The organism is Pseudomonas sp. v388 (assembly GCF_003935425.1).
Taxonomy (GTDB): Bacteria; Pseudomonadota; Gammaproteobacteria; order Pseudomonadales; family Pseudomonadaceae; genus Aquipseudomonas.
In genome coordinates this window covers 1-17,079 of sequence record NZ_RHQN01000011.1, presented here as the reverse complement: position 1 = coordinate 17,079, position 17,079 = coordinate 1, and the positions used below count along the sequence as shown (strand labels likewise).

Here is a 17,079-nt window from a genome sequence, read left to right as displayed (position 1 = left end):
ATTGCGCAGGATTGTTCCATCACCGACACCCGTCGGCCCTGCAGCTGCAAGCGGGCGAACTTACCAGATCAAATCGGAGTGCGCTACTCCCGGTTGTCGTGCATGTGGCCGCTATCGAGCCACTGTATACGGGCTAGTTGAAAAGTGCATGGGTTTGAGTGAACTCCGTGGTGGCGTCGCCGTCGTATCTTTCTTTTTTCCTGCATTCCGGGCGCGCGCCGAGGGCCGGATTTCATCTGGCGCCTGCGCTCAGGTTGGGTAGAATCGTGGCTCGCTGCCAATCGCAGTCATCCCCGCTCTATCTGCAAGGAACACCCATGGCCCAGCCCTACAGCGCGCGCAGCCGCGCCATCGAACCCTTTCACGTCATGGCGCTGCTGGCGCGGGCCAATGAGCTGCAGGCGGCCGGTCACGATGTCATTCACCTGGAAATCGGCGAGCCGGATTTCACCACCGCCGCGCCCATCGTCGCAGCCGGCCAGGCTGCGCTGGCGCAGGGCAAGACGCGCTACACCGCCGCCCGCGGCCTGCCGCAACTGCGCGAGGCCATCGCAGGCTTCTATGCGCAGCGTTATCGGGTCGACATCGATCCGGAACGGATTCTGATCACGCCCGGCGGTTCGGGCGCATTGTTGCTGGCCAGCAGTCTGCTGGTGGACCCCGGCAAGCACTGGCTGCTGGCAGACCCAGGTTACCCGTGCAACCGGCACTTCCTGCGGCTGGTCGAGGCTGCCGCCAGACTGGTACCGGTCGGGCCGCAGGAGCGCTACCAACTGACACCTGATCTGGTGGAGCGAAACTGGGATAGCGACAGCGTCGGCGCCCTGGTCGCGTCGCCTGCCAACCCGACCGGCACGCTGCTGCATCGGGATGAACTGGCCGCATTGTCTCAGGTGCTCAAGGCGCGGGGCGGGCATCTGGTGGTGGACGAGATCTACCACGGCCTGACTTACGGAACTGACGCCAGCAGCGTCCTCGAAGTGGACAACGATGCCTTTGTCCTCAATAGCTTTTCAAAATATTTCGGCATGACCGGATGGCGCCTGGGCTGGCTGGTTGCGCCGCAGCAGGCCGTCGCCGATCTGGAAAAGCTCGCCCAGAATCTCTACATCAGTGCGCCCAGCATGGCGCAATATGCCGCGCTGGCCTGTTTCGAGCCGCAGACCCTGGCCATTTTCGAGGAGCGCCGCGCCGAGTTCGGCCGCCGCCGCGACTTCCTGCTGCCCGCGTTACGCGAGCTGGGCTTTGGTATTCAGGTCGAGCCGGAGGGCGCGTTTTACCTTTATGCCGACATCAGCGCATTTGGCGGTGATGCGTTCGCGTTCTGCCGGCATTTTCTGGAAACCGAGCACGTGGCCTTCACGCCGGGGCTGGACTTCGGGCAGTACAAGGCCGGTCATCATGTGCGCTTCGCGTACACGCAAAGCTTGCCGCGCCTCGAAGAAGCCGTGGCGCGAATCGCCCGTGGCCTGCGGAGCTGGCAGGCCTGATGCGTTTTTTTCCGGAACTTGAACAAGGTCGTTTGCGGGTTCGTTACAAGCGCTTCCTGGCCGATATCGAAACCGCCGACGGCGAGCAGCTCACCATTCACTGTGCCAACACCGGGTCAATGCTCAATTGCATGATGCCCGGCGGCCGCATCTGGTTCAGCCGCTCCAGCGATCCGAAGCGCAAGTTGCCCGGCACCTGGGAGATCAGCGAAACGCCGCAAGGGCGCCTGGCCTGTATCAATACCGGGCGCGCCAACGCGCTGGTCGAGGAGGCATTGCTGGCCGGCACCATCAGCGAGCTGGCCGGCTTCACCGCGCTCAAGCGCGAGGTGGCCTATGGGGTTGAAAAAAGCCGGGTGGACTTCCGCCTCGAATACCCGGAAGGCTATCTGTATCTGGAAGTGAAAAGCGTCACCCTGGGGTTCGATGATTCCAGCGTTGCGGCGTTTCCCGATGCGATCACTCAGCGCGGCGCCCGGCATCTTCGCGAATTGGCCGCCCTGGCGCGCGAGGGGGTTCGGGCGGTGCTGCTGTATTGCGTGAACCTGACCGGGATCGAGGCGGTACGGCCCGCCGAAGAGATCGACCCGGTCTATGCCGCCGCACTCAAAGAGGCCATCGAGGCCGGAGTGCAGATCCTGGCGTATGGGGTGCAGCTCACGCCTGAGGAAATCCGCATCGATCGGCCGCTGCACGTGGTTTGGGCCGTCGCCGGCGGGAGCGACTGATCAGTCTTCGTCGCTAGGCAGCTCGACCCAGATTCCCTCGGCGTTTTCGGCGCAGGGCAAGGCGGTGAGTGTCTGGCCTTCGCAAGGTCCGGCCACGCACTCGCCATTTTCGATCAGGAACAACGCACCGTGGGTCGCGCAACGAATGAGGCTGGCGCTGCTGTCCAGGAAACGGTCCGCCTCCCATTCCAGCGGCACGCCTCGGTGCGGGCAGCGGTTCTTGTAGACGAACACCCGGCCTTCTCGACGGATGGCCAGCAACCGATGATCGCTCAGTTCAAAGCCGCGGCTCTGGGCGTCAGGGATATGGCCGGAGGTGCAGAGGAATTTCAAGAAGCCCCCATAAGACTTGACCTTGCAATGCAAAAAAAATATCAATGGACAGGCGGAGTGAAACGTCCGGCATGGCAGTCCGTACTCAGCCGTCGCCGCAGCTGTTTCCGTTCATGATCCGAACGCTGCTCGTCGCTCGCCAAGGGCCACTTGCGGTGCCCAATATACAGACTTGGCAAAGCCTGGCAGGCGTCAGTATTGGAACTTAGCCATGATTCGTGACATCAAGAGTGGCCAGTCGCTGACTGCCCGGCAACTCGCTCGACGCCTGGCAGCCGCTTCACATGTACTGGTGGGCGAGCAGCACGATAACCCTGATCATCACGCGGTGCAGCTATGGCTGTTGCAGGCCCTGACCGATTATCGGCCTCAGGGCAGTTTGCTGCTCGAAATGTTGACCTCCAGCCAGCAGGCCAGTGTCGATGGGCTGCAAGCCGGCATGCGGGCCTCGAGCTATCCCGCCGACCTGGCCGCAGCATTGAATTGGCGGCCGGCCTGGGACTGGCTGATGTTCGGGCCGATCCTGCGCTTTGCGCTCGCTCAGCCTTATCGGGTGCTCGCCGCCGGCCTCGACCCCGGCCATGGCGTAACGGTACCTGAGCATATGACCCGCTGCGTGCTGGCTGCCCCCGTGCCGACCATGCTGTTCGCCGAAGCCGGATGGGTGCGCAAGGCCACCGGGCTGCCTGTGCTCATGGCCAGTGCCGGCCCGGGAATCCAGCCGGTGGTACTGATGCTGGCGCGAGTGGGGGACCATATTGCACCGGATACGGCCGATTACGTCTGGTACTGCGCCGCGCATCCCTGAACTGACTTGTTAGGGTTTTTCCTGATTTGAAGTAGTCCGTTTCCCATGTTCAAGCGGGCGAGAATCTTCGGAAGATGGCTCGTTTATTGTCCTGCTCATGTTTTCAGAGCGGACACCCATGAACGACATCACATCCGAACAAGAGCAGCTCGCGCGCCGGACGCTGAGCATGCTCGAACTCCTGGCCCTCAATCATGAAGAAACCGAACACCGAGTCGCGGGCGTGTGTCAGCGCGCCCTGACGCCAGTGGGGCCTGTTGCCGCCGTGTGTGTCTTTCCGCGATTCGTGTGCCTGGCGCGTACCCTGCTGGACCGGCAGCGTACTCCGGACGTCAGGGTGGTCGCGGCGGTCAACTTTCCCAATGGTGGCGCGCACATCAACTCCGTGCTGTCGGAAATCCGGGCGGCAGTAAACGCCGGCGCTGACGAAATCGATCTGGTCTACCCGCACCGCGCTCTGCTGACCGGCGACCAGCGGATGGGTGTCGAGCTGATACAGGCGTGCCGCAGCGCATGCCCCAGCCGGATCACCCTGACTGCGACGCTGGAGAGCGGGGAATTGCGTGACCCTCAAATCATGCTTCAAGCCTGTCGCGATGCGATCCATGCCGGCGCCGACTTCATCAAATCCGGTACCGGCCGGACGGCCGTGCACACCACGCCCCAAGCGGCGCGCATCATGCTTGAGTCCATTTCCGAGGTGGGCGGGCAGGTCGGTCTGAAAGTAGCGGGCGGGATTCGCACATTGCCGGATGCCGGCGTTTTCGTGGAGCTGGCGCGCAGTCGCTTCGGACCGCACTGGATCAAGCCGGAACGGATGCGGGTGGGTGGGTCCAGCCTGCTGGATGATCTACTGGCGCGACTCGGCATCCTGGCCAGCGGTGGGTATGGCGGGTACTGAGGCGCAGTTTTCGGCGGGCAAAAAAAGACCCGGCAAAAAGCCGGGTCAAAAACCGTGATTAGCCTGATGAGGAGATAAACTGAGAGTCCGAACCAAGGTCTTTCAGAATATCAACCAGTCTCGCGACCGGTTGTGATAATCATAACGATTCTCATTTAGAAGTCAACACTCTTTTCAGCCCTTCCCAGCGACCGGCGACAGCAAGCCGCTGCCGCTGGATACGCGCGGGCAGCATTCACCTTGCGAGAGCGGATACGTCGAAACGGATTTTTCTGCGAAGAGAAGATAACGCGCGGTAGACACAGAGTGGCGTGACGCCAATGGCTGCATCAGCCCGCATGCCTTGCGCATACGGGCCTGAAGCAGAGCTTACGAGCGGGTACGGTAGCGCAGGCGGGTGCCGAAGTTGACCGACATGAGAATTTCGTCAGCCGACAGCTCTGCCGGGAAATACGCGCCAGAGATCTGTGCGTGGGCGATGCTTGCGCCTTCCATCGGCGTGTTGCGCAGATCCAGGCCGCGCAGGTCGGCCGAGCGGAAATAGGCATCAGTGAAGTCGATGCCGGTGGTATCCAGACTGCGTAGGTCCAGGCCCCGGAAATCGCCGCCGACCATATCGATCGTGCCGGTCCTCGGCTTCTCTTGGTTGAAGCCGTCGACATCATCCTGGCGCAGCAGCATGTACAGAGGTGAGTCGATTTGTTTGGGCTGGCTCATAGCGGCCTCGTGGGTTGCGTTGGATTTATGGCGCCAGTATATCGCCACCATTGTCGAGCCGTGAAGCATTACCTGCCCAACGGCTCGACAACTGTGTCACAGACCTGGAAGACGTTGGCGCAGATTGTCGATCAGGGTGTCCAGATCGCCGCTGATGTTGGTTTCCACGCGCTTGCTGCGCAGTATTTCCTCATCGCTGAGAGGCTCCCGATTCGCTTGCTGGGCTTCGATGACGTCGAGAGTGGCGTCGGACGGATCGCTGTTCTGTGCCTGACGTTGCTCCAGCCAGCCGGCGATCACTGCCTGCGGTGCTTCGCAGTCCAGGATCAGGAACGGCACGCCCGTGTCTTCCGCCACTTGAGCGGCCGCGTCGCGCTGCTCGCGCTTGAGGTAAGTGGCGTCCAGAACAACCGGGAAACCTGCCTTGAGTGCCAGGCCGGCCAGCTCGTGCAGGCGGGCATAAGTGGCATCGCTGGCCTGCGCGCCGTACAGCGCTTCGTCCTGGCCGGCGAACATGCGCTTGCGCTCGATATCCGAGCGCAGGCGAATCGCGCCCAGTGCCTCGACCAGGCGCATGGCAACCTGGCTTTTACCAACGGCCGATACGCCGTGGGTGATCACCAGAAACCGCGACGGAATCGCGCTGTAGCTCTCGGCGAGATTGGCATAGTTGCGATACTGGCGCAGGGTAGCCGCGCGCTGGACACCATCGGCATCAGGAGCGAGGCTGAACAGCGCCACCTTGGCGCGAACCATGGCGCGGTAAGCCTTGTAGAAATTCAGCAGTTCCAGGCCCTGATAGTCGCCGGTCACTTCCAGGTACTGGCTGACCAGCCGACGCGACAAGGATTTGAGGCCGCGGTCTTCAAGGTCCATCGCCAGGAAACCGATGTCGGCGTAGACGTCGGTCATGCGAAACGGCTCGTTGAACTCGATGCAGTCGAACAGAACCACTTTGCCTTCGATCAGGGTCGCGTTGCCCAGGTGGATATCCCCGTGGCACTCGCGGATGAAACCGTCGGCCTTGCGCTGAGCCAGCAGTGGCTTGAGCCGTTCGAAGCTCGATTCGGCCCAGGCTTTCAACGCCTCGAGTTGTGCGAGGTCGGACGCTTCGCTGAGGAACGGGTGGATCTGCTCGAAGTTCTGCAGCACCGGGGCCATGACGCTGTCAGGCGAGCCCAGCTCGTTTTCGGCCGTGACCCGAGGCGCATCGACATGGAATTCGGCAATCTGGCGAGCCAGCTGATCGATATGGGCCGTGGTCAGTTCGCCGTTGGCCTGCAGGGTGCTGAGCAGCCCGTCCTGGGAGAACTGGCGCATCTTGAGCGCGTATTCGATGACCTCGCCGCTGCCGCCCAATTGCGGTGCCTCTGGGGAGCCGGTGACCGGAATGACTTCAAGGTAGAGGTCGTCGGTCAGGCGCTGGTTGAGACGCAGCTCTTCCTCGCAGAAATGACGACGGGCATCGAGCGTCTCGAAATCCAGAAAGCCGAAATTGACCGGTTTCTTGAACTTGTAGGCGTACTGGCCGGTGAGCAGGACCCGCGAGATGTGCGTCTCGATGACCTGAAAACCCTCCACGGGGTGTGGGAAAAGGGCCGGGTTCTGCAGGGCTGCGATCAGTGACTGGCTCACGGTCGATCCTTCAACAATTGAATGGGAATGGGATGGCTCATGGGCGCCATTATGGCCGCTCGGCGCGGCGCTGCAAACCGCTGTCCCGAGCGTCTGTCGATCGCCTGCAAAGTGCGTATAATCCGCGCCCATGACTCGATCCCGTACTCCTCGCAAAGCAAAAAAACAACCGTCCGGCAGCCTGCGCAAGTGGCTGGGCTGGGGGCTGAAGCTCAGTATCGTCGGCCTGGTGATCCTCGCCGGCCTCGCCGTTTATCTCGATGCCGTCGTCCAGGAAAAATTCTCCGGCAAGCGCTGGATGATCCCTGCCAAGGTGTATGCGCGGCCGCTGGAACTGTTCGTGGGCCAGAAACTGAGCCGCGATGACTTCCTCATCGAGCTCGACGCGCTGGGCTATCGACGTGAAAGCGTGGCCAACGGGCCAGGTGCGGCATCGGTCAACGGCAATACGGTTGATCTCAACACGCGCGGCTTCCAGTTCTATGAAGGCACCGACTCTGCCCAGCAGATCCGCGTGCGCTTTTCCGGTGATTACGTCGCCCAGCTGTCTTCCGGCAACGGCAACAAGCTGGCCGTGGCGCGCCTTGAGCCGTTGTTGATCGGCGGCCTGTATCCGAAAAACCTTGAAGACCGGATTCTGATCAAGCTCGATCAGGCTCCGCCGTACCTGCTCGACGCGCTGGTGACCGTGGAAGATCGGGATTTCTACAACCACTGGGGTGTTTCGCCCAAGTCGATTGCCCGGGCCATCTGGGTCAACACCTCCCAGGGACAGATGCGCCAGGGCGGCAGTACGCTGACACAACAGTTGGTCAAGAACTTCTACCTGACCAACGAGCGCAGCCTGACCCGCAAGCTCACCGAAGCCATGATGTCGATGCTGCTGGAACTGCACTACAGCAAGCAGGAAATCCTCGAGGCTTATCTGAACGAGGTGTTCGTCGGTCAGGACGGCCAGCGGGCGGTCCACGGTTTCGGCCTGGCCAGCCAGTATTTCTTCAGTCAGCCTCTGTCGGAACTGAAAATCCATCAGGTCGCCATGCTGGTCGGACTGGTCAAGGGGCCGTCCTATTACAACCCGCGACGCAATCCGGAGCGTGCCCTCGAACGGCGTAACCTGGTGCTCGATCTGCTGGAGCAGCAAGGCGTCGCAACGCCGGAAGTGGTGGCGGCGGCCAAGAAAATGCCGCTGGGCGTGACCCGCACCGGCAGTCTGGCGGACAGCTCCTTTCCCGGTTTCCTCGATCTGGTCAAACGCCAGTTGCGCGAAGATTACCGCGACGAAGACTTGACCGAAGAAGGTCTGCGTATCTTCACCAGTTTCGATCCGATCCTGCAGATGAAGTCCCAGGCCGCGATGGATGAAACCTTCAAGCGGCTTGCCGGGCGCAAGGGCGCCGGTGAAGTGGAAGCGGCCATGGTCGTGACCAACCCGGAAACCGGTGAGGTGCAGGCGCTGCTGGGCAGTCGTCAGGCGGGCTTCGCAGGCTTCAACCGCGCCATCGATGCGGTCCGGCCGATAGGCTCGCTGGTCAAGCCGGCCATCTACCTGACCGCGCTGGAACAATCCAGCAAGTACACGCTGACCAGTTGGGTGTCCGACGAGCCGTTTCAGGTCAAGGGCGCCGACGGCCAGGTGTGGAAGCCGCAGAACTATGATCGCCGCTCCCATGGCAATATCTTCCTGTATCAGGGGCTGGCGCATTCCTACAACCTGTCGACCGCCAAGCTGGGTCTCGAGCTGGGCGTGCCCAATGTATTCAAGACCCTCAAGAAGCTGGGCGTAAGCCGCGAGTGGCCGCAGTTCCCGTCAATGCTGCTGGGTGCGGGCGGGCTGACGCCGATGGAAGTGGCGACCATGTATCAGACGATTGCCAGCGGCGGCTTCAACACGCCAATGCGCGGCATTCGCAGCGTGCTCACGGCCGAAGGCGAACCGCTCAAGCGTTACCCGTTCCAGATCGAACAGCGTTTCGATCCGGGCGCCATTTATCTGGTCCAGAACGCTATGCAGCGAGTCATGCGGGAAGGCACGGCCAAATCGGTCTATAGCGTATTGCCCGGTTCGCTGAATCTGGCGGGCAAGACCGGCACCAGTAACGATTCGCGTGACAGCTGGTTTGCAGGTTTCAGCCAGGATCTGCTGGCCGTGGTGTGGATGGGCCGTGACGATAACGGCAAGACGCCATTTACCGGTGCCAGCGGCGCCTTGCAGGTGTGGACCCACTTCATGCGCAAGGCCGACCCGCTGCCACTGGACATGGCATTGCCGGACAACGTCACCCAGGCCTGGGTCGATGCGCAGACCGGGCAGGGTTCTGACGGCAGCTGCCCGAATGCGGTCCAGATGCCGTATATTCGCGGCAGTGAACCCCAGCCCGGCGCCACGTGCGGCGGCGTTCCGGCACCGGCTACCGAGGTGATGGACTGGGTCAAGGGTTGGTTGAATTAAGCGATGAGGGTTTGAAGTGAATAGATGGTGGATTCCGGCTTTTACGGCCCTGGCCCTGCTCAACGGCTGCGCCAGTGTTCAACGTGGCTCGATTCCAGTCGTGGATTCGGGTTCCAGAGTGTCCAACAGCGAGCGCGTTTCGGCGTCTCGCAGCGGCACGTATCGCGCCAATACCGCTCAGGCCCAGCAGCCGCAAGCGGTGCCGCAGGACTCGGGCGTCGTGGTCATGGTGCCCGGCGCCGGGCAATCGAGCCAGGTCTACACGCCGTCCGCACAAGCCCCGTTCAGTGTGGATACGCCGATCGATACCGCGCCGGTCAATCAGGCGCCGATCAATACGGCCCCGGTGAACACCGGCAGCTACAACATGCCGGCAGCGTCGGCGCCGAGCGGCATTCCGTCGAACAGCGGCGGGCTTTCCGCCGACGAGCAGCTTGATGGCCCGGTACTGGCCCTGCTGACTACCGCGCAGCAACAGCAGAGCGGCGGTGATCTGAATGGAGCATCGTCCAGCCTGGAACGGGCACAGCGTGTCGCGCCTCGTGAGCCGCAGGTGCTTTATCGTCTGGCTCAGGTGCGTCTGGCCCAGGGCGATGCGGCCCAGGCCGAGCAACTGGCGCGTCGCGGTCTGACGTATGCCAATGGTCGGGCGAGTCTGCAGGCCAGCTTGTGGGAACTGATCGCTCAGGCTCGCGAGAAGCAGGGTGATTCCGCTGGCGCGGCACTGGCTCGGCAGAAAGCCGGGGCCAGCTCCTGATGGACAAGCGCTTGCCTGAAGTGGCCGAGCAATTGCTGCTGATCGAGCGCGAATTGCGGGCCTTGGGCTGGTGGGACGCGACGTCTCCCGACGAGTCCGCGTTGTCCAGCCCTGAACCGTTTTGCGTCGATACCCTCGATTTCGCACAGTGGCTGCAATGGATTTTCCTGCCGCGGATGAAGATCATCCTGGAGCAGGATCTGCCGCTGCCCAACGCGTCCGGGATTCTGGAAATGGCCGAAATGGTTTATGCCGGACGTCAGGCCGAAGCCCGGCTGCTGCAACAGCACCTGGCTCGATTCGATCAACTGATCGCCGAAGCCCGCTGATCGAGGACGACCGTCAACGGCAGTTGTCGTTGATGGCCGTTTGCGTTTCTTCGATGCGAGCCTTGCGGTCCTCATCCGACAGACGTCGGCTGCCGCTTTCCGTGGCTTCACGGACCCGTGGATTGTTCTGCAGCTGCGCAAGGTTGGTGCGCAGCGTCGCGCAGTTTTCCGAACGCCGCGCTTCCTGTTCCTTGATCTGGTTCTTGACCTTGGCGTCGATGCTGCGCTGCTCGGCTGCACCTTCCAGATCAGCCGACGGCGTGGACGCGGCAGGCTCGGTCGAGGGTTGCGGCTTCTGCACGTTGATTTCCTGCACCTGCTGGCCCGCAGGCGGCTGGGCATCGAAATGGGTCACGCCCTGAGCGTCCACCCATTTGTAGACCGTGGCGGCCTGACTCGCGCTTGCCGCAGCCAACAGTGCGGCCACAAGGATCATCCAACGCATGCTGCTTCCTTAAAATGTCTGTGCACGGCGAAAGCTATCATATCGTTGCGATGGCGTCCGAAGCGGTGCGCCAGGGCAGGTTGGTAGGAAGAAAGCGCAACGATGACTTGACTTGAGGGAGGCGAATCAGAACAATCCAAAGTTCGCTGTAGAAGGACTGCCAGAAGCAGACTCTCTCAGTAGATCATGAGGCGCACACCCGCGCCGACCTGTAACACCCGCAACGCGTTACCTCGCGCTGGGTGGGAATGTTCCGCAACACTCAGGGACATCCCAATACTTGCTCAGTCAGTGCTGACGTAGTCGGCGACCACCGTCGCTCATGCTCTGCTTGGCAGTAAAACCTATCAAGACCCGTCCCGGATGGACGGTATTCTGGCGTTTTAGAGGTGAACAACGTGGAGCTTTTATCTGGCGCTGAAATGGTCGTCCGCTTTTTGCGTGACGAAGGCGTTGAGTACATTTACGGGTATCCGGGTGGTGCCCTCCTGCATGTCTACGACGCGCTGTTCAAGGAACCTGCCGTAAACCATATTCTGGTTCGTCACGAGCAGGCTGCCACGCACATGGCTGACGGCTATGCCCGCGCAACCGGCAAGGCCGGCGTTGTGCTGGTGACCTCCGGTCCGGGTGCAACCAACGCCATCACCGGTATCGCCACCGCTTACATGGATTCGATCCCGATGGTCGTCCTGTCGGGTCAAGTGGCCAGCACCCTTGTGGGAACCGATGCGTTCCAGGAAACCGACATGATCGGTATCTCCCGGCCGATCGTGAAGCACAGCTTCATGATCAAGCATCCGTCGGAAATCCCTGAAGTCTTGAAAAAGGCCTTCTACCTGGCTCAGTCAGGTCGTCCAGGTCCGGTTGTCGTCGATATCCCGAAAGACATGACCAACCCGGCCGAGAAATTCGAATACGTCTTCCCCAAGAAAGCCAAGCTGCGCTCCTACAGCCCGGCGGTCCGCGGCCACTCGGGCCAGATCCGCAAGGCCGTGGAAATGCTCCTCGCCGCCAAGCGTCCGATCATCTATGCCGGTGGTGGCGTGGTCATGGGCAATGGCTCGGCGCCGCTGACCGAACTGGCGCAACTGCTCAACGCGCCGGTTACCAACACGCTGATGGGGCTGGGCGGCTATCCGGGCACCGATCGTCAGTTCCTCGGCATGCTGGGGATGCACGGCAGCTACACCGCCAACCTGGCGATGCACAACACCGACGTCATTCTGGCCGTGGGCGCCCGCTTCGATGACCGTGTCATCAACGGCGCCGCCAAATTCAGCCCCAACGCCAAGATCATCCATATCGACATCGACCCGGCGTCGATCTCCAAGACCATCAAGGCCGACGTGCCTATTGTCGGTCCTGTGGAAAGCGTGTTGACCGAGATGGTCGCGACCCTCAAGGAAATCGGCGAGACCCCGAACCCGGAGGCCGTTGCCGCCTGGTGGAAGCAGATCGACGAGTGGCGTGCCGGTGGTGAGCTGTTCCCGTACAACCGTGGCGACGGCAGCGTCATCAAGCCGCAAACCGTGATCGAAACCCTGTGCGAAGTGACCAAGGGCGACGCCTATGTGTCCTCCGACGTAGGTCAGCACCAGATGTTCGCCGCTCAGTATTACCGTTTCAACAAGCCCAACCGCTGGATCAACTCCGGTGGCCTGGGCACCATGGGCTTCGGTTTCCCTGCAGCCATGGGCGTGAAGCTGAACTTCCCGGACGCCGATGTCGCTTGCGTGACCGGCGAGGGCAGTATCCAGATGAACATCCAGGAACTGTCCACCTGCCTGCAATACGGCCTGCCGGTGAAGATCATTCTGCTCAACAACGGCGTACTGGGCATGGTTCGCCAGTGGCAGGACATGAGCTACGGCGCTCGCCATTCGCATTCCTACATGGAATCGCTGCCTGACTTCGTCAAGTTGGTCGAGGCCTACGGTCATGTCGGCATGCGCGTGACCGAACTCAAGGACCTCAAGCCGATGATGGAAGAGGCGTTTGCCATGAAGGATCGGTTGGTGTTCATCGACATTCAGGTCGATGTGACCGAGCACGTCTACCCGATGCAAATCAAGGACGGCTCCATGCGCGATATGTGGTTGAGCAAGACGGAGCGGACATAATCATGCGGCACATCATTTCCCTTCTGCTGGAAAACGAACCGGGTGCGTTGTCTCGTGTCGTCGGATTGTTCTCGCAGCGTAACTACAACATCGAAAGCCTGACCGTGGCGCCAACCGAAGACCCGACCCTGTCGCGTCTGACGCTGACCACCGTCGGCCATGATGAGGTGATCGAGCAGATCACCAAGAACCTCAACAAGCTGGTCGAAGTGGTCAAGCTGGTCGATCTGTCGGAGAGCGCTCACATCGAGCGCGAACTGATGCTGGTCAAGGTCAAGGCGACCGGCGCGCAGCGTGCCGAGATCAAACGCACCACGGACATCTTCCGCGGGCAGATCGTTGACGTGACCGCCAGTGTGTACACCGTGCAACTGAGCGGCACCAGCGACAAACTGGACAGCTTCATTCAGGCCATCGGCACTGCCGCTATCCTTGAAACCGTACGCAGTGGTGTCACGGGCATTGCCCGTGGCGACAAAGTGCTGAGCATCTGACTCATTTAGCAAAAATGGCCTGAAGGCCGAGATAACAGGGGAATTCCATGAAAGTTTTTTACGACAAAGATTGTGACCTTTCCATCATCCAGGGCAAGAAAGTCGCCATCATCGGTTACGGTTCCCAAGGCCACGCTCAGGCGTGCAACCTGAAAGACTCCGGCGTTGATGTCACTGTTGGCCTGCGCAAGGGTTCGCCTACTGTCGCCAAAGCTGAAGCTCATGGCCTGAAAGTTACCGACGTTGCATCCGCCGTCGCTGCTGCCGACCTGGTCATGATCCTGACCCCGGACGAGTTCCAGTCCCAGCTGTACAAGAATGAAGTAGAGCCGAACCTGAAAAAGGGCGCGACCCTGGCTTTCTCCCATGGCTTCGCCATCCATTACAACCAGGTCGTGCCACGCGCTGACCTGGACGTGATCATGATCGCGCCAAAGGCTCCGGGCCACACCGTGCGTACCGAGTTCGTCAAAGGCGGCGGTATTCCTGACCTGATCGCTGTCTACCAGGACGCTTCGGGCAACGCCAAGAATGTTGCTCTGTCTTACGCTTCGGGCGTTGGCGGCGGCCGTACCGGCATCATCGAAACCACCTTCAAGGACGAGACTGAAACCGACCTGTTCGGCGAGCAGGCTGTTCTGTGCGGCGGTACCGTTGAGCTGGTAAAAGCCGGTTTCGAAACCTTGGTTGAAGCCGGCTACGCGCCAGAAATGGCCTACTTCGAGTGCCTGCACGAACTCAAGCTGATCGTTGACCTCATGTACGAAGGCGGTATCGCCAACATGAACTACTCGATCTCCAACAACGCCGAGTACGGCGAGTACGTGACCGGTCCTGAAGTCATCAACGCCGAATCCCGTCAGGCCATGCGCAACGCTCTCAAGCGCATCCAGGACGGCGAGTACGCCAAGATGTTCATCAGCGAAGGCGCTACCGGCTACCCGTCGATGACCGCCAAGCGTCGTAACAACGCCGCGCACGGTATCGAAGTGATCGGCGAAAAACTGCGCTCGATGATGCCTTGGATCGCAGCGAACAAGATTGTCGACAAAGACAAGAACTGAGTTCACGGCTTCCTGAAAAACGCGGCCAATCGGTCGCGTTTTTTCGTTCTGGGGCAAGGCTCTGGTATAAAGCTGCATCGTTTGCCGGCGAACCCTCGCCGCAGACACCTGTCGAATTTTTTCAAACCGCTGCAAGGTAATGTCCATGAGCGAACGTCCTGAAGAGCCGAACAAGGCCTCTGACGCCGAAAGTCTGCTGCCTATCGATGAACATGTAGAAGAAGGTCACGACGCCGAAGGCCGCAAGGTCCGGCACCGTGGCATCTATCTGCTGCCCAACCTGTTCACCACCGCCAATCTGTTTGCCGGGTTCTACTCCATCATCAGTTCGATGAGCGCGCAAAGCGCCCTGAGCGCCGGTGACACGGCCAGTGCCAGCAAATATTTCGCGTTTGCCGCCATCGCCATCTTCGTTGCGATGGTGCTTGACGGTCTGGACGGGCGTGTGGCCCGCATGACCAACACGCAAAGCGCGTTCGGTGCCGAGTACGATTCCCTTTCGGACATGGTCGCGTTCGGCGTCGCGCCGGCACTGTTGGCGTTTGGCTGGGCGCTGGATGACATGGGCAAGGTTGGCTGGATGGTGGCCTTTATCTATGTGGCGGGTGCTGCGTTGCGCCTGGCGCGTTTCAACACCCAGGTGGGCAAGGCCGACAAGCGCTACTTCATTGGTCTGGCCAGCCCGGCGGCTGCAGGTGTGGTCGCCGGTACGGTCTGGGCATTCAGCGATTTCGGTATCCAGGGCTCTAAACTGTCGTTCCTGGTTGCGCTGCTGGTGGCGGCTGCCGGGATGCTGATGGTCAGCAACATCAAGTACAACAGCTTCAAGGAGCTGGACCTGAAGGGCCGGGTGCCGTTCGTGGCGATACTCGCCGTGGTGCTGGTGTTCGCCGTGGTATTCAGCGATCCACCGCGTATCCTGTTGCTGATATTTCTTGCCTATGCGCTGTCCGGCCCGATTCAATATTTGTTGCACATGCGTCGTCGCAAGACGATCGATTGAGCTGATTTAGGCTCATACTCCGTGAACTACTGGTGCATCAGTCCCCTTAGGTCGCGGAGTTTTCATGTTAATCAAGCTGCCCTCTGCGTCCGACTGTAAAGAGTCGGACGTCACGCCCGAAACCCTCTATCTGTCCAGACGCTCGTTGCTCGCCGGTTCCATGGCCGGCCTTGCCGTATCTGCAATACCCCAATGGGCAGGCGCCGCCGACCCGGCGCGTTATGCCGATGTGGAAGCGGGAAAACCTCCTGCGTGGTTCGCCGAGAAACTGCCTGCGACCCAGTGGGGCGCCGTAAACGTGAAAGGGGAGGCGATCACCCCGTTCAAGGATGCGACCCACTACAACAACTTCTATGAGTTTGGTACCGACAAGGGCGACCCGGCCAATAACGCCGGGGCGCTGAAGACCGAGCCCTGGAGTGTGGTCATCGATGGCGAAGTCGCCAGGCCCGGTCGTTATGCGCTGGAAGACTTCATGAAGCCTTACCAGCTCGAAGAGCGAATCTACCGGCTGCGCTGCGTAGAGGCCTGGTCGATGGTCATTCCCTGGATAGGTTTCCCGATTTCCGAGTTGCTCAAACAGGTCGAGCCAACCTCCAAGGCCAGATACATCCGTTTCGAAACACTGCTGGACCCCAAGACGATGCCTGGCCAGCGTTCGGACTTTGCGCTGATCGACTGGCCGTATGTAGAGGGGTTACGGCTGGATGAGGCGATGCACCCTTTGGCGATTCTCGCCGTGGGTATGTATGGACGGGAGCTGCCTAACCAGAACGGCGCGCCGTTGCGGTTGGTGGTGCCGTGGAAGTACGGCTTCAAGAGCGTGAAGTCCATCGTGCGTATCAGTCTGGTGAGTGAACAACCCAAGACAACCTGGCAAAGCATCGCGGCCAATGAATACGGCTTCTATGCCAACGTCAATCCGACTGTGGATCATCCACGTTGGACCCAGGCCCGCGAGCGACGCTTGCCCAGCGGGCTGTTCAGCCCCAATGTTCGGCAGACCGAAATGTTCAATGGCTATGCCGAGGAGGTTGCCTCCTTATATAGCGGCATGGATTTGAGGAAGGACTACTGATGAGATATCCACTCTGGCGTCTGGGAGTGTTCCTCGCAGCATGTGTTGCACCGGTGTTATGGCTTTATCAAGCCTGGATCTTCGCGCTCGGACCTGATCCGGGAAAGGTGCTGGTGGATCGGTTCGGGTTGGCGACATTGATCATGCTATTGATCACGCTGACGATGACGCCGTTGCAGCGGCTCACCGGCTGGCCAGGCTGGATCGTAGTGCGCCGGCAGCTGGGGTTGTGGTGTTTCGCCTACGTGGTCATGCACATGACGATGTACGCACTGTTTATCCTCGGGCTGGATTGGGGGCAGTTGGGCGTGGAGTTGGTCAAGCGTCCTTACATCATTGTTGGTGCGATAGCCTTTCTTGGCTTGCTGGCTCTCGCCGTAACATCGAATCGATACAGTCAGCGACGCTTGGGTGCCCGTTGGAAGAAACTTCACAGGCTTGTCTACGTCATTCTGGGGCTGGGTTTGCTGCATATGTTCTGGATCGTACGGGCAGATCTCAAGGAGTGGGCCTTATATGCCGTCCTCGGAGCAGTGCTTCTGGCCTTCCGGATCCCAGTGATTGCAAGGCGAATCCGCGCCTGGCCTCGACCAGGCCGGCGGGTTCTGTAAAAACTTGAAATATGTGTTGACGCGCTCTCCAATCTCTCTATAATTCGCCCCACTTCCGGCGCAGACGGAAACGAAAAAGCCTTGCGATTCAATGAGTTGCAGGTGTTTTGA

17 protein-coding genes are annotated in these 17,079 nt (G+C 60.6%); 13 read left to right on the top strand and 4 right to left on the bottom strand.

Annotated features, from left to right (window positions below):
- The first annotated feature begins 317 nt into the window (after nt 1-317).
- The gene (locus EGJ27_RS22575) at nt 318-1,490 is read left to right on the top strand and encodes a pyridoxal phosphate-dependent aminotransferase (protein ID WP_125832979.1); all 1,173 of its coding nucleotides are present in this window, start codon (nt 318-320) and stop codon (nt 1,488-1,490) included.
- The gene (sfsA, locus tag EGJ27_RS22570) at nt 1,490-2,218 is read left to right on the top strand and encodes a DNA/RNA nuclease SfsA (RefSeq protein WP_125832978.1); all 729 of its coding nucleotides are present in this window, start codon (nt 1,490-1,492) and stop codon (nt 2,216-2,218) included. The genes EGJ27_RS22575 and sfsA overlap by 1 nt, the downstream gene beginning before the upstream one ends.
- Here the strand turns inward: sfsA and EGJ27_RS22565 are convergent, their stop codons facing one another.
- On the bottom strand, nt 2,219-2,551 hold the full coding sequence (locus EGJ27_RS22565) for a Rieske (2Fe-2S) protein (protein ID WP_125832977.1): 333 nt from the start codon (nt 2,549-2,551) through the stop codon (nt 2,219-2,221).
- Nucleotides 2,552-2,762: 211 nt separating this feature from the next.
- On the opposite strand from EGJ27_RS22565, the gene EGJ27_RS22560 reads away from it, so the two are divergent.
- Together EGJ27_RS22560 and deoC are read left to right on the top strand one after the other, a co-directional pair.
- Nucleotides 2,763-3,359: a ChaN family lipoprotein gene (locus EGJ27_RS22560; RefSeq protein ID WP_125832976.1), complete on the top strand. Its 597-nt coding sequence runs from the start codon at nt 2,763-2,765 to the stop codon at nt 3,357-3,359.
- A 118-nt stretch (nt 3,360-3,477) separates the two neighbouring features.
- Nucleotides 3,478-4,260 (top strand): deoxyribose-phosphate aldolase, encoded by a 783-nt coding sequence (gene deoC, locus EGJ27_RS22555; RefSeq protein ID WP_125832975.1) that lies wholly within the window; start codon nt 3,478-3,480, stop codon nt 4,258-4,260.
- Nucleotides 4,261-4,629: 369 nt separating this feature from the next.
- Here the strand turns inward: deoC and EGJ27_RS22550 are convergent, their stop codons facing one another.
- Nucleotides 4,630-4,977, bottom strand: coding sequence for a pentapeptide repeat-containing protein (locus tag EGJ27_RS22550; RefSeq protein WP_125832974.1), 348 nt, complete (start codon nt 4,975-4,977; stop codon nt 4,630-4,632).
- A 96-nt stretch (nt 4,978-5,073) separates the two neighbouring features.
- The gene (locus EGJ27_RS22545; RefSeq protein WP_125832973.1) at nt 5,074-6,612 is read right to left on the bottom strand and encodes a bifunctional aminoglycoside phosphotransferase/ATP-binding protein; all 1,539 of its coding nucleotides are present in this window, start codon (nt 6,610-6,612) and stop codon (nt 5,074-5,076) included.
- Between the two features lie 130 nt (nt 6,613-6,742).
- Between EGJ27_RS22545 and mrcB the strand changes: the two genes are divergently transcribed.
- From mrcB to EGJ27_RS22530, 3 genes are read left to right on the top strand one after another with little or no spacing between them, the layout of a single operon-like run.
- On the top strand, nt 6,743-9,064 hold the full coding sequence (mrcB, locus tag EGJ27_RS22540; protein ID WP_125832972.1) for a penicillin-binding protein 1B: 2,322 nt from the start codon (nt 6,743-6,745) through the stop codon (nt 9,062-9,064).
- Between the two features lie 55 nt (nt 9,065-9,119).
- Nucleotides 9,120-9,821, top strand: coding sequence for a M48 family metallopeptidase (locus tag EGJ27_RS22535; RefSeq protein WP_306085293.1), 702 nt, complete (start codon nt 9,120-9,122; stop codon nt 9,819-9,821).
- Nucleotides 9,821-10,150 carry a YqcC family protein gene (locus EGJ27_RS22530; RefSeq protein ID WP_125832970.1) on the top strand — a complete coding sequence of 110 codons (330 nt, stop codon included), beginning with the start codon at nt 9,821-9,823 and terminating at the stop codon, nt 10,148-10,150. The genes EGJ27_RS22535 and EGJ27_RS22530 overlap by 1 nt, the downstream gene beginning before the upstream one ends.
- 13 nt (nt 10,151-10,163) lie before the next feature.
- Here EGJ27_RS22530 and EGJ27_RS22525 read toward each other — a convergent pair whose 3' ends face one another.
- Entirely contained in the window at nt 10,164-10,595 is a 432-nt protein-coding gene (locus EGJ27_RS22525) for a DUF4124 domain-containing protein (RefSeq protein WP_125832969.1), read from the bottom strand.
- 398 nt (nt 10,596-10,993) lie between these two features.
- On the opposite strand from EGJ27_RS22525, the gene EGJ27_RS22520 reads away from it, so the two are divergent.
- The 6 genes from EGJ27_RS22520 (at nt 10,994) to msrQ (ending at nt 16,968) form a co-directional block, all read left to right on the top strand.
- Nucleotides 10,994-12,718, top strand: coding sequence for an acetolactate synthase 3 large subunit (locus EGJ27_RS22520; protein ID WP_125832968.1), 1,725 nt, complete (start codon nt 10,994-10,996; stop codon nt 12,716-12,718).
- A 2-nt stretch (nt 12,719-12,720) separates the two neighbouring features.
- On the top strand, nt 12,721-13,212 hold the full coding sequence (gene ilvN, locus EGJ27_RS22515; RefSeq protein WP_025258538.1) for an acetolactate synthase small subunit: 492 nt from the start codon (nt 12,721-12,723) through the stop codon (nt 13,210-13,212).
- Between the two features lie 47 nt (nt 13,213-13,259).
- Complete coding sequence (gene ilvC / locus EGJ27_RS22510; protein WP_125832967.1) at nt 13,260-14,276, top strand: ketol-acid reductoisomerase; 1,017 nt, start codon at nt 13,260-13,262, stop codon at nt 14,274-14,276.
- Nucleotides 14,277-14,421: 145 nt separating this feature from the next.
- The gene (gene pssA / locus EGJ27_RS22505) at nt 14,422-15,279 is read left to right on the top strand and encodes a CDP-diacylglycerol--serine O-phosphatidyltransferase (protein ID WP_125832966.1); all 858 of its coding nucleotides are present in this window, start codon (nt 14,422-14,424) and stop codon (nt 15,277-15,279) included.
- A gap of 64 nt (nt 15,280-15,343) precedes the next feature.
- A complete protein-coding gene (msrP, locus tag EGJ27_RS22500; protein ID WP_125832965.1) occupies nt 15,344-16,357 on the top strand; it encodes a protein-methionine-sulfoxide reductase catalytic subunit MsrP in 1,014 nt (337 codons plus the stop codon).
- Nucleotides 16,357-16,968: a protein-methionine-sulfoxide reductase heme-binding subunit MsrQ gene (gene msrQ / locus EGJ27_RS22495; RefSeq protein WP_125832964.1), complete on the top strand. Its 612-nt coding sequence runs from the start codon at nt 16,357-16,359 to the stop codon at nt 16,966-16,968. The genes msrP and msrQ overlap by 1 nt, the downstream gene beginning before the upstream one ends.
- Nucleotides 16,969-17,079 lie beyond the last annotated feature (111 nt).

Coding starts and splice junctions, on each gene's coding strand:
- EGJ27_RS22575 (WP_125832979.1), top strand. CDS start 318: ATGGCCCAGCCCTACAGCGCGCGCAGCCGCGCCATCGAACCCTTTCAC.
- sfsA (WP_125832978.1), top strand. CDS start 1,490: ATGCGTTTTTTTCCGGAACTTGAACAAGGTCGTTTGCGGGTTCGTTAC.
- EGJ27_RS22560 (WP_125832976.1), top strand. CDS start 2,763: ATGATTCGTGACATCAAGAGTGGCCAGTCGCTGACTGCCCGGCAACTC.
- deoC (WP_125832975.1), top strand. CDS start 3,478: ATGAACGACATCACATCCGAACAAGAGCAGCTCGCGCGCCGGACGCTG.
- EGJ27_RS22550 (WP_125832974.1), bottom strand. CDS start 4,977: ATGAGCCAGCCCAAACAAATCGACTCACCTCTGTACATGCTGCTGCGC.
- mrcB (WP_125832972.1), top strand. CDS start 6,743: ATGACTCGATCCCGTACTCCTCGCAAAGCAAAAAAACAACCGTCCGGC.
- EGJ27_RS22530 (WP_125832970.1), top strand. CDS start 9,821: ATGGACAAGCGCTTGCCTGAAGTGGCCGAGCAATTGCTGCTGATCGAG.
- EGJ27_RS22525 (WP_125832969.1), bottom strand. CDS start 10,595: ATGCGTTGGATGATCCTTGTGGCCGCACTGTTGGCTGCGGCAAGCGCG.
- ilvN (WP_025258538.1), top strand. CDS start 12,721: ATGCGGCACATCATTTCCCTTCTGCTGGAAAACGAACCGGGTGCGTTG.
- ilvC (WP_125832967.1), top strand. CDS start 13,260: ATGAAAGTTTTTTACGACAAAGATTGTGACCTTTCCATCATCCAGGGC.
- pssA (WP_125832966.1), top strand. CDS start 14,422: ATGAGCGAACGTCCTGAAGAGCCGAACAAGGCCTCTGACGCCGAAAGT.
- msrP (WP_125832965.1), top strand. CDS start 15,344: ATGTTAATCAAGCTGCCCTCTGCGTCCGACTGTAAAGAGTCGGACGTC.
- msrQ (WP_125832964.1), top strand. CDS start 16,357: ATGAGATATCCACTCTGGCGTCTGGGAGTGTTCCTCGCAGCATGTGTT.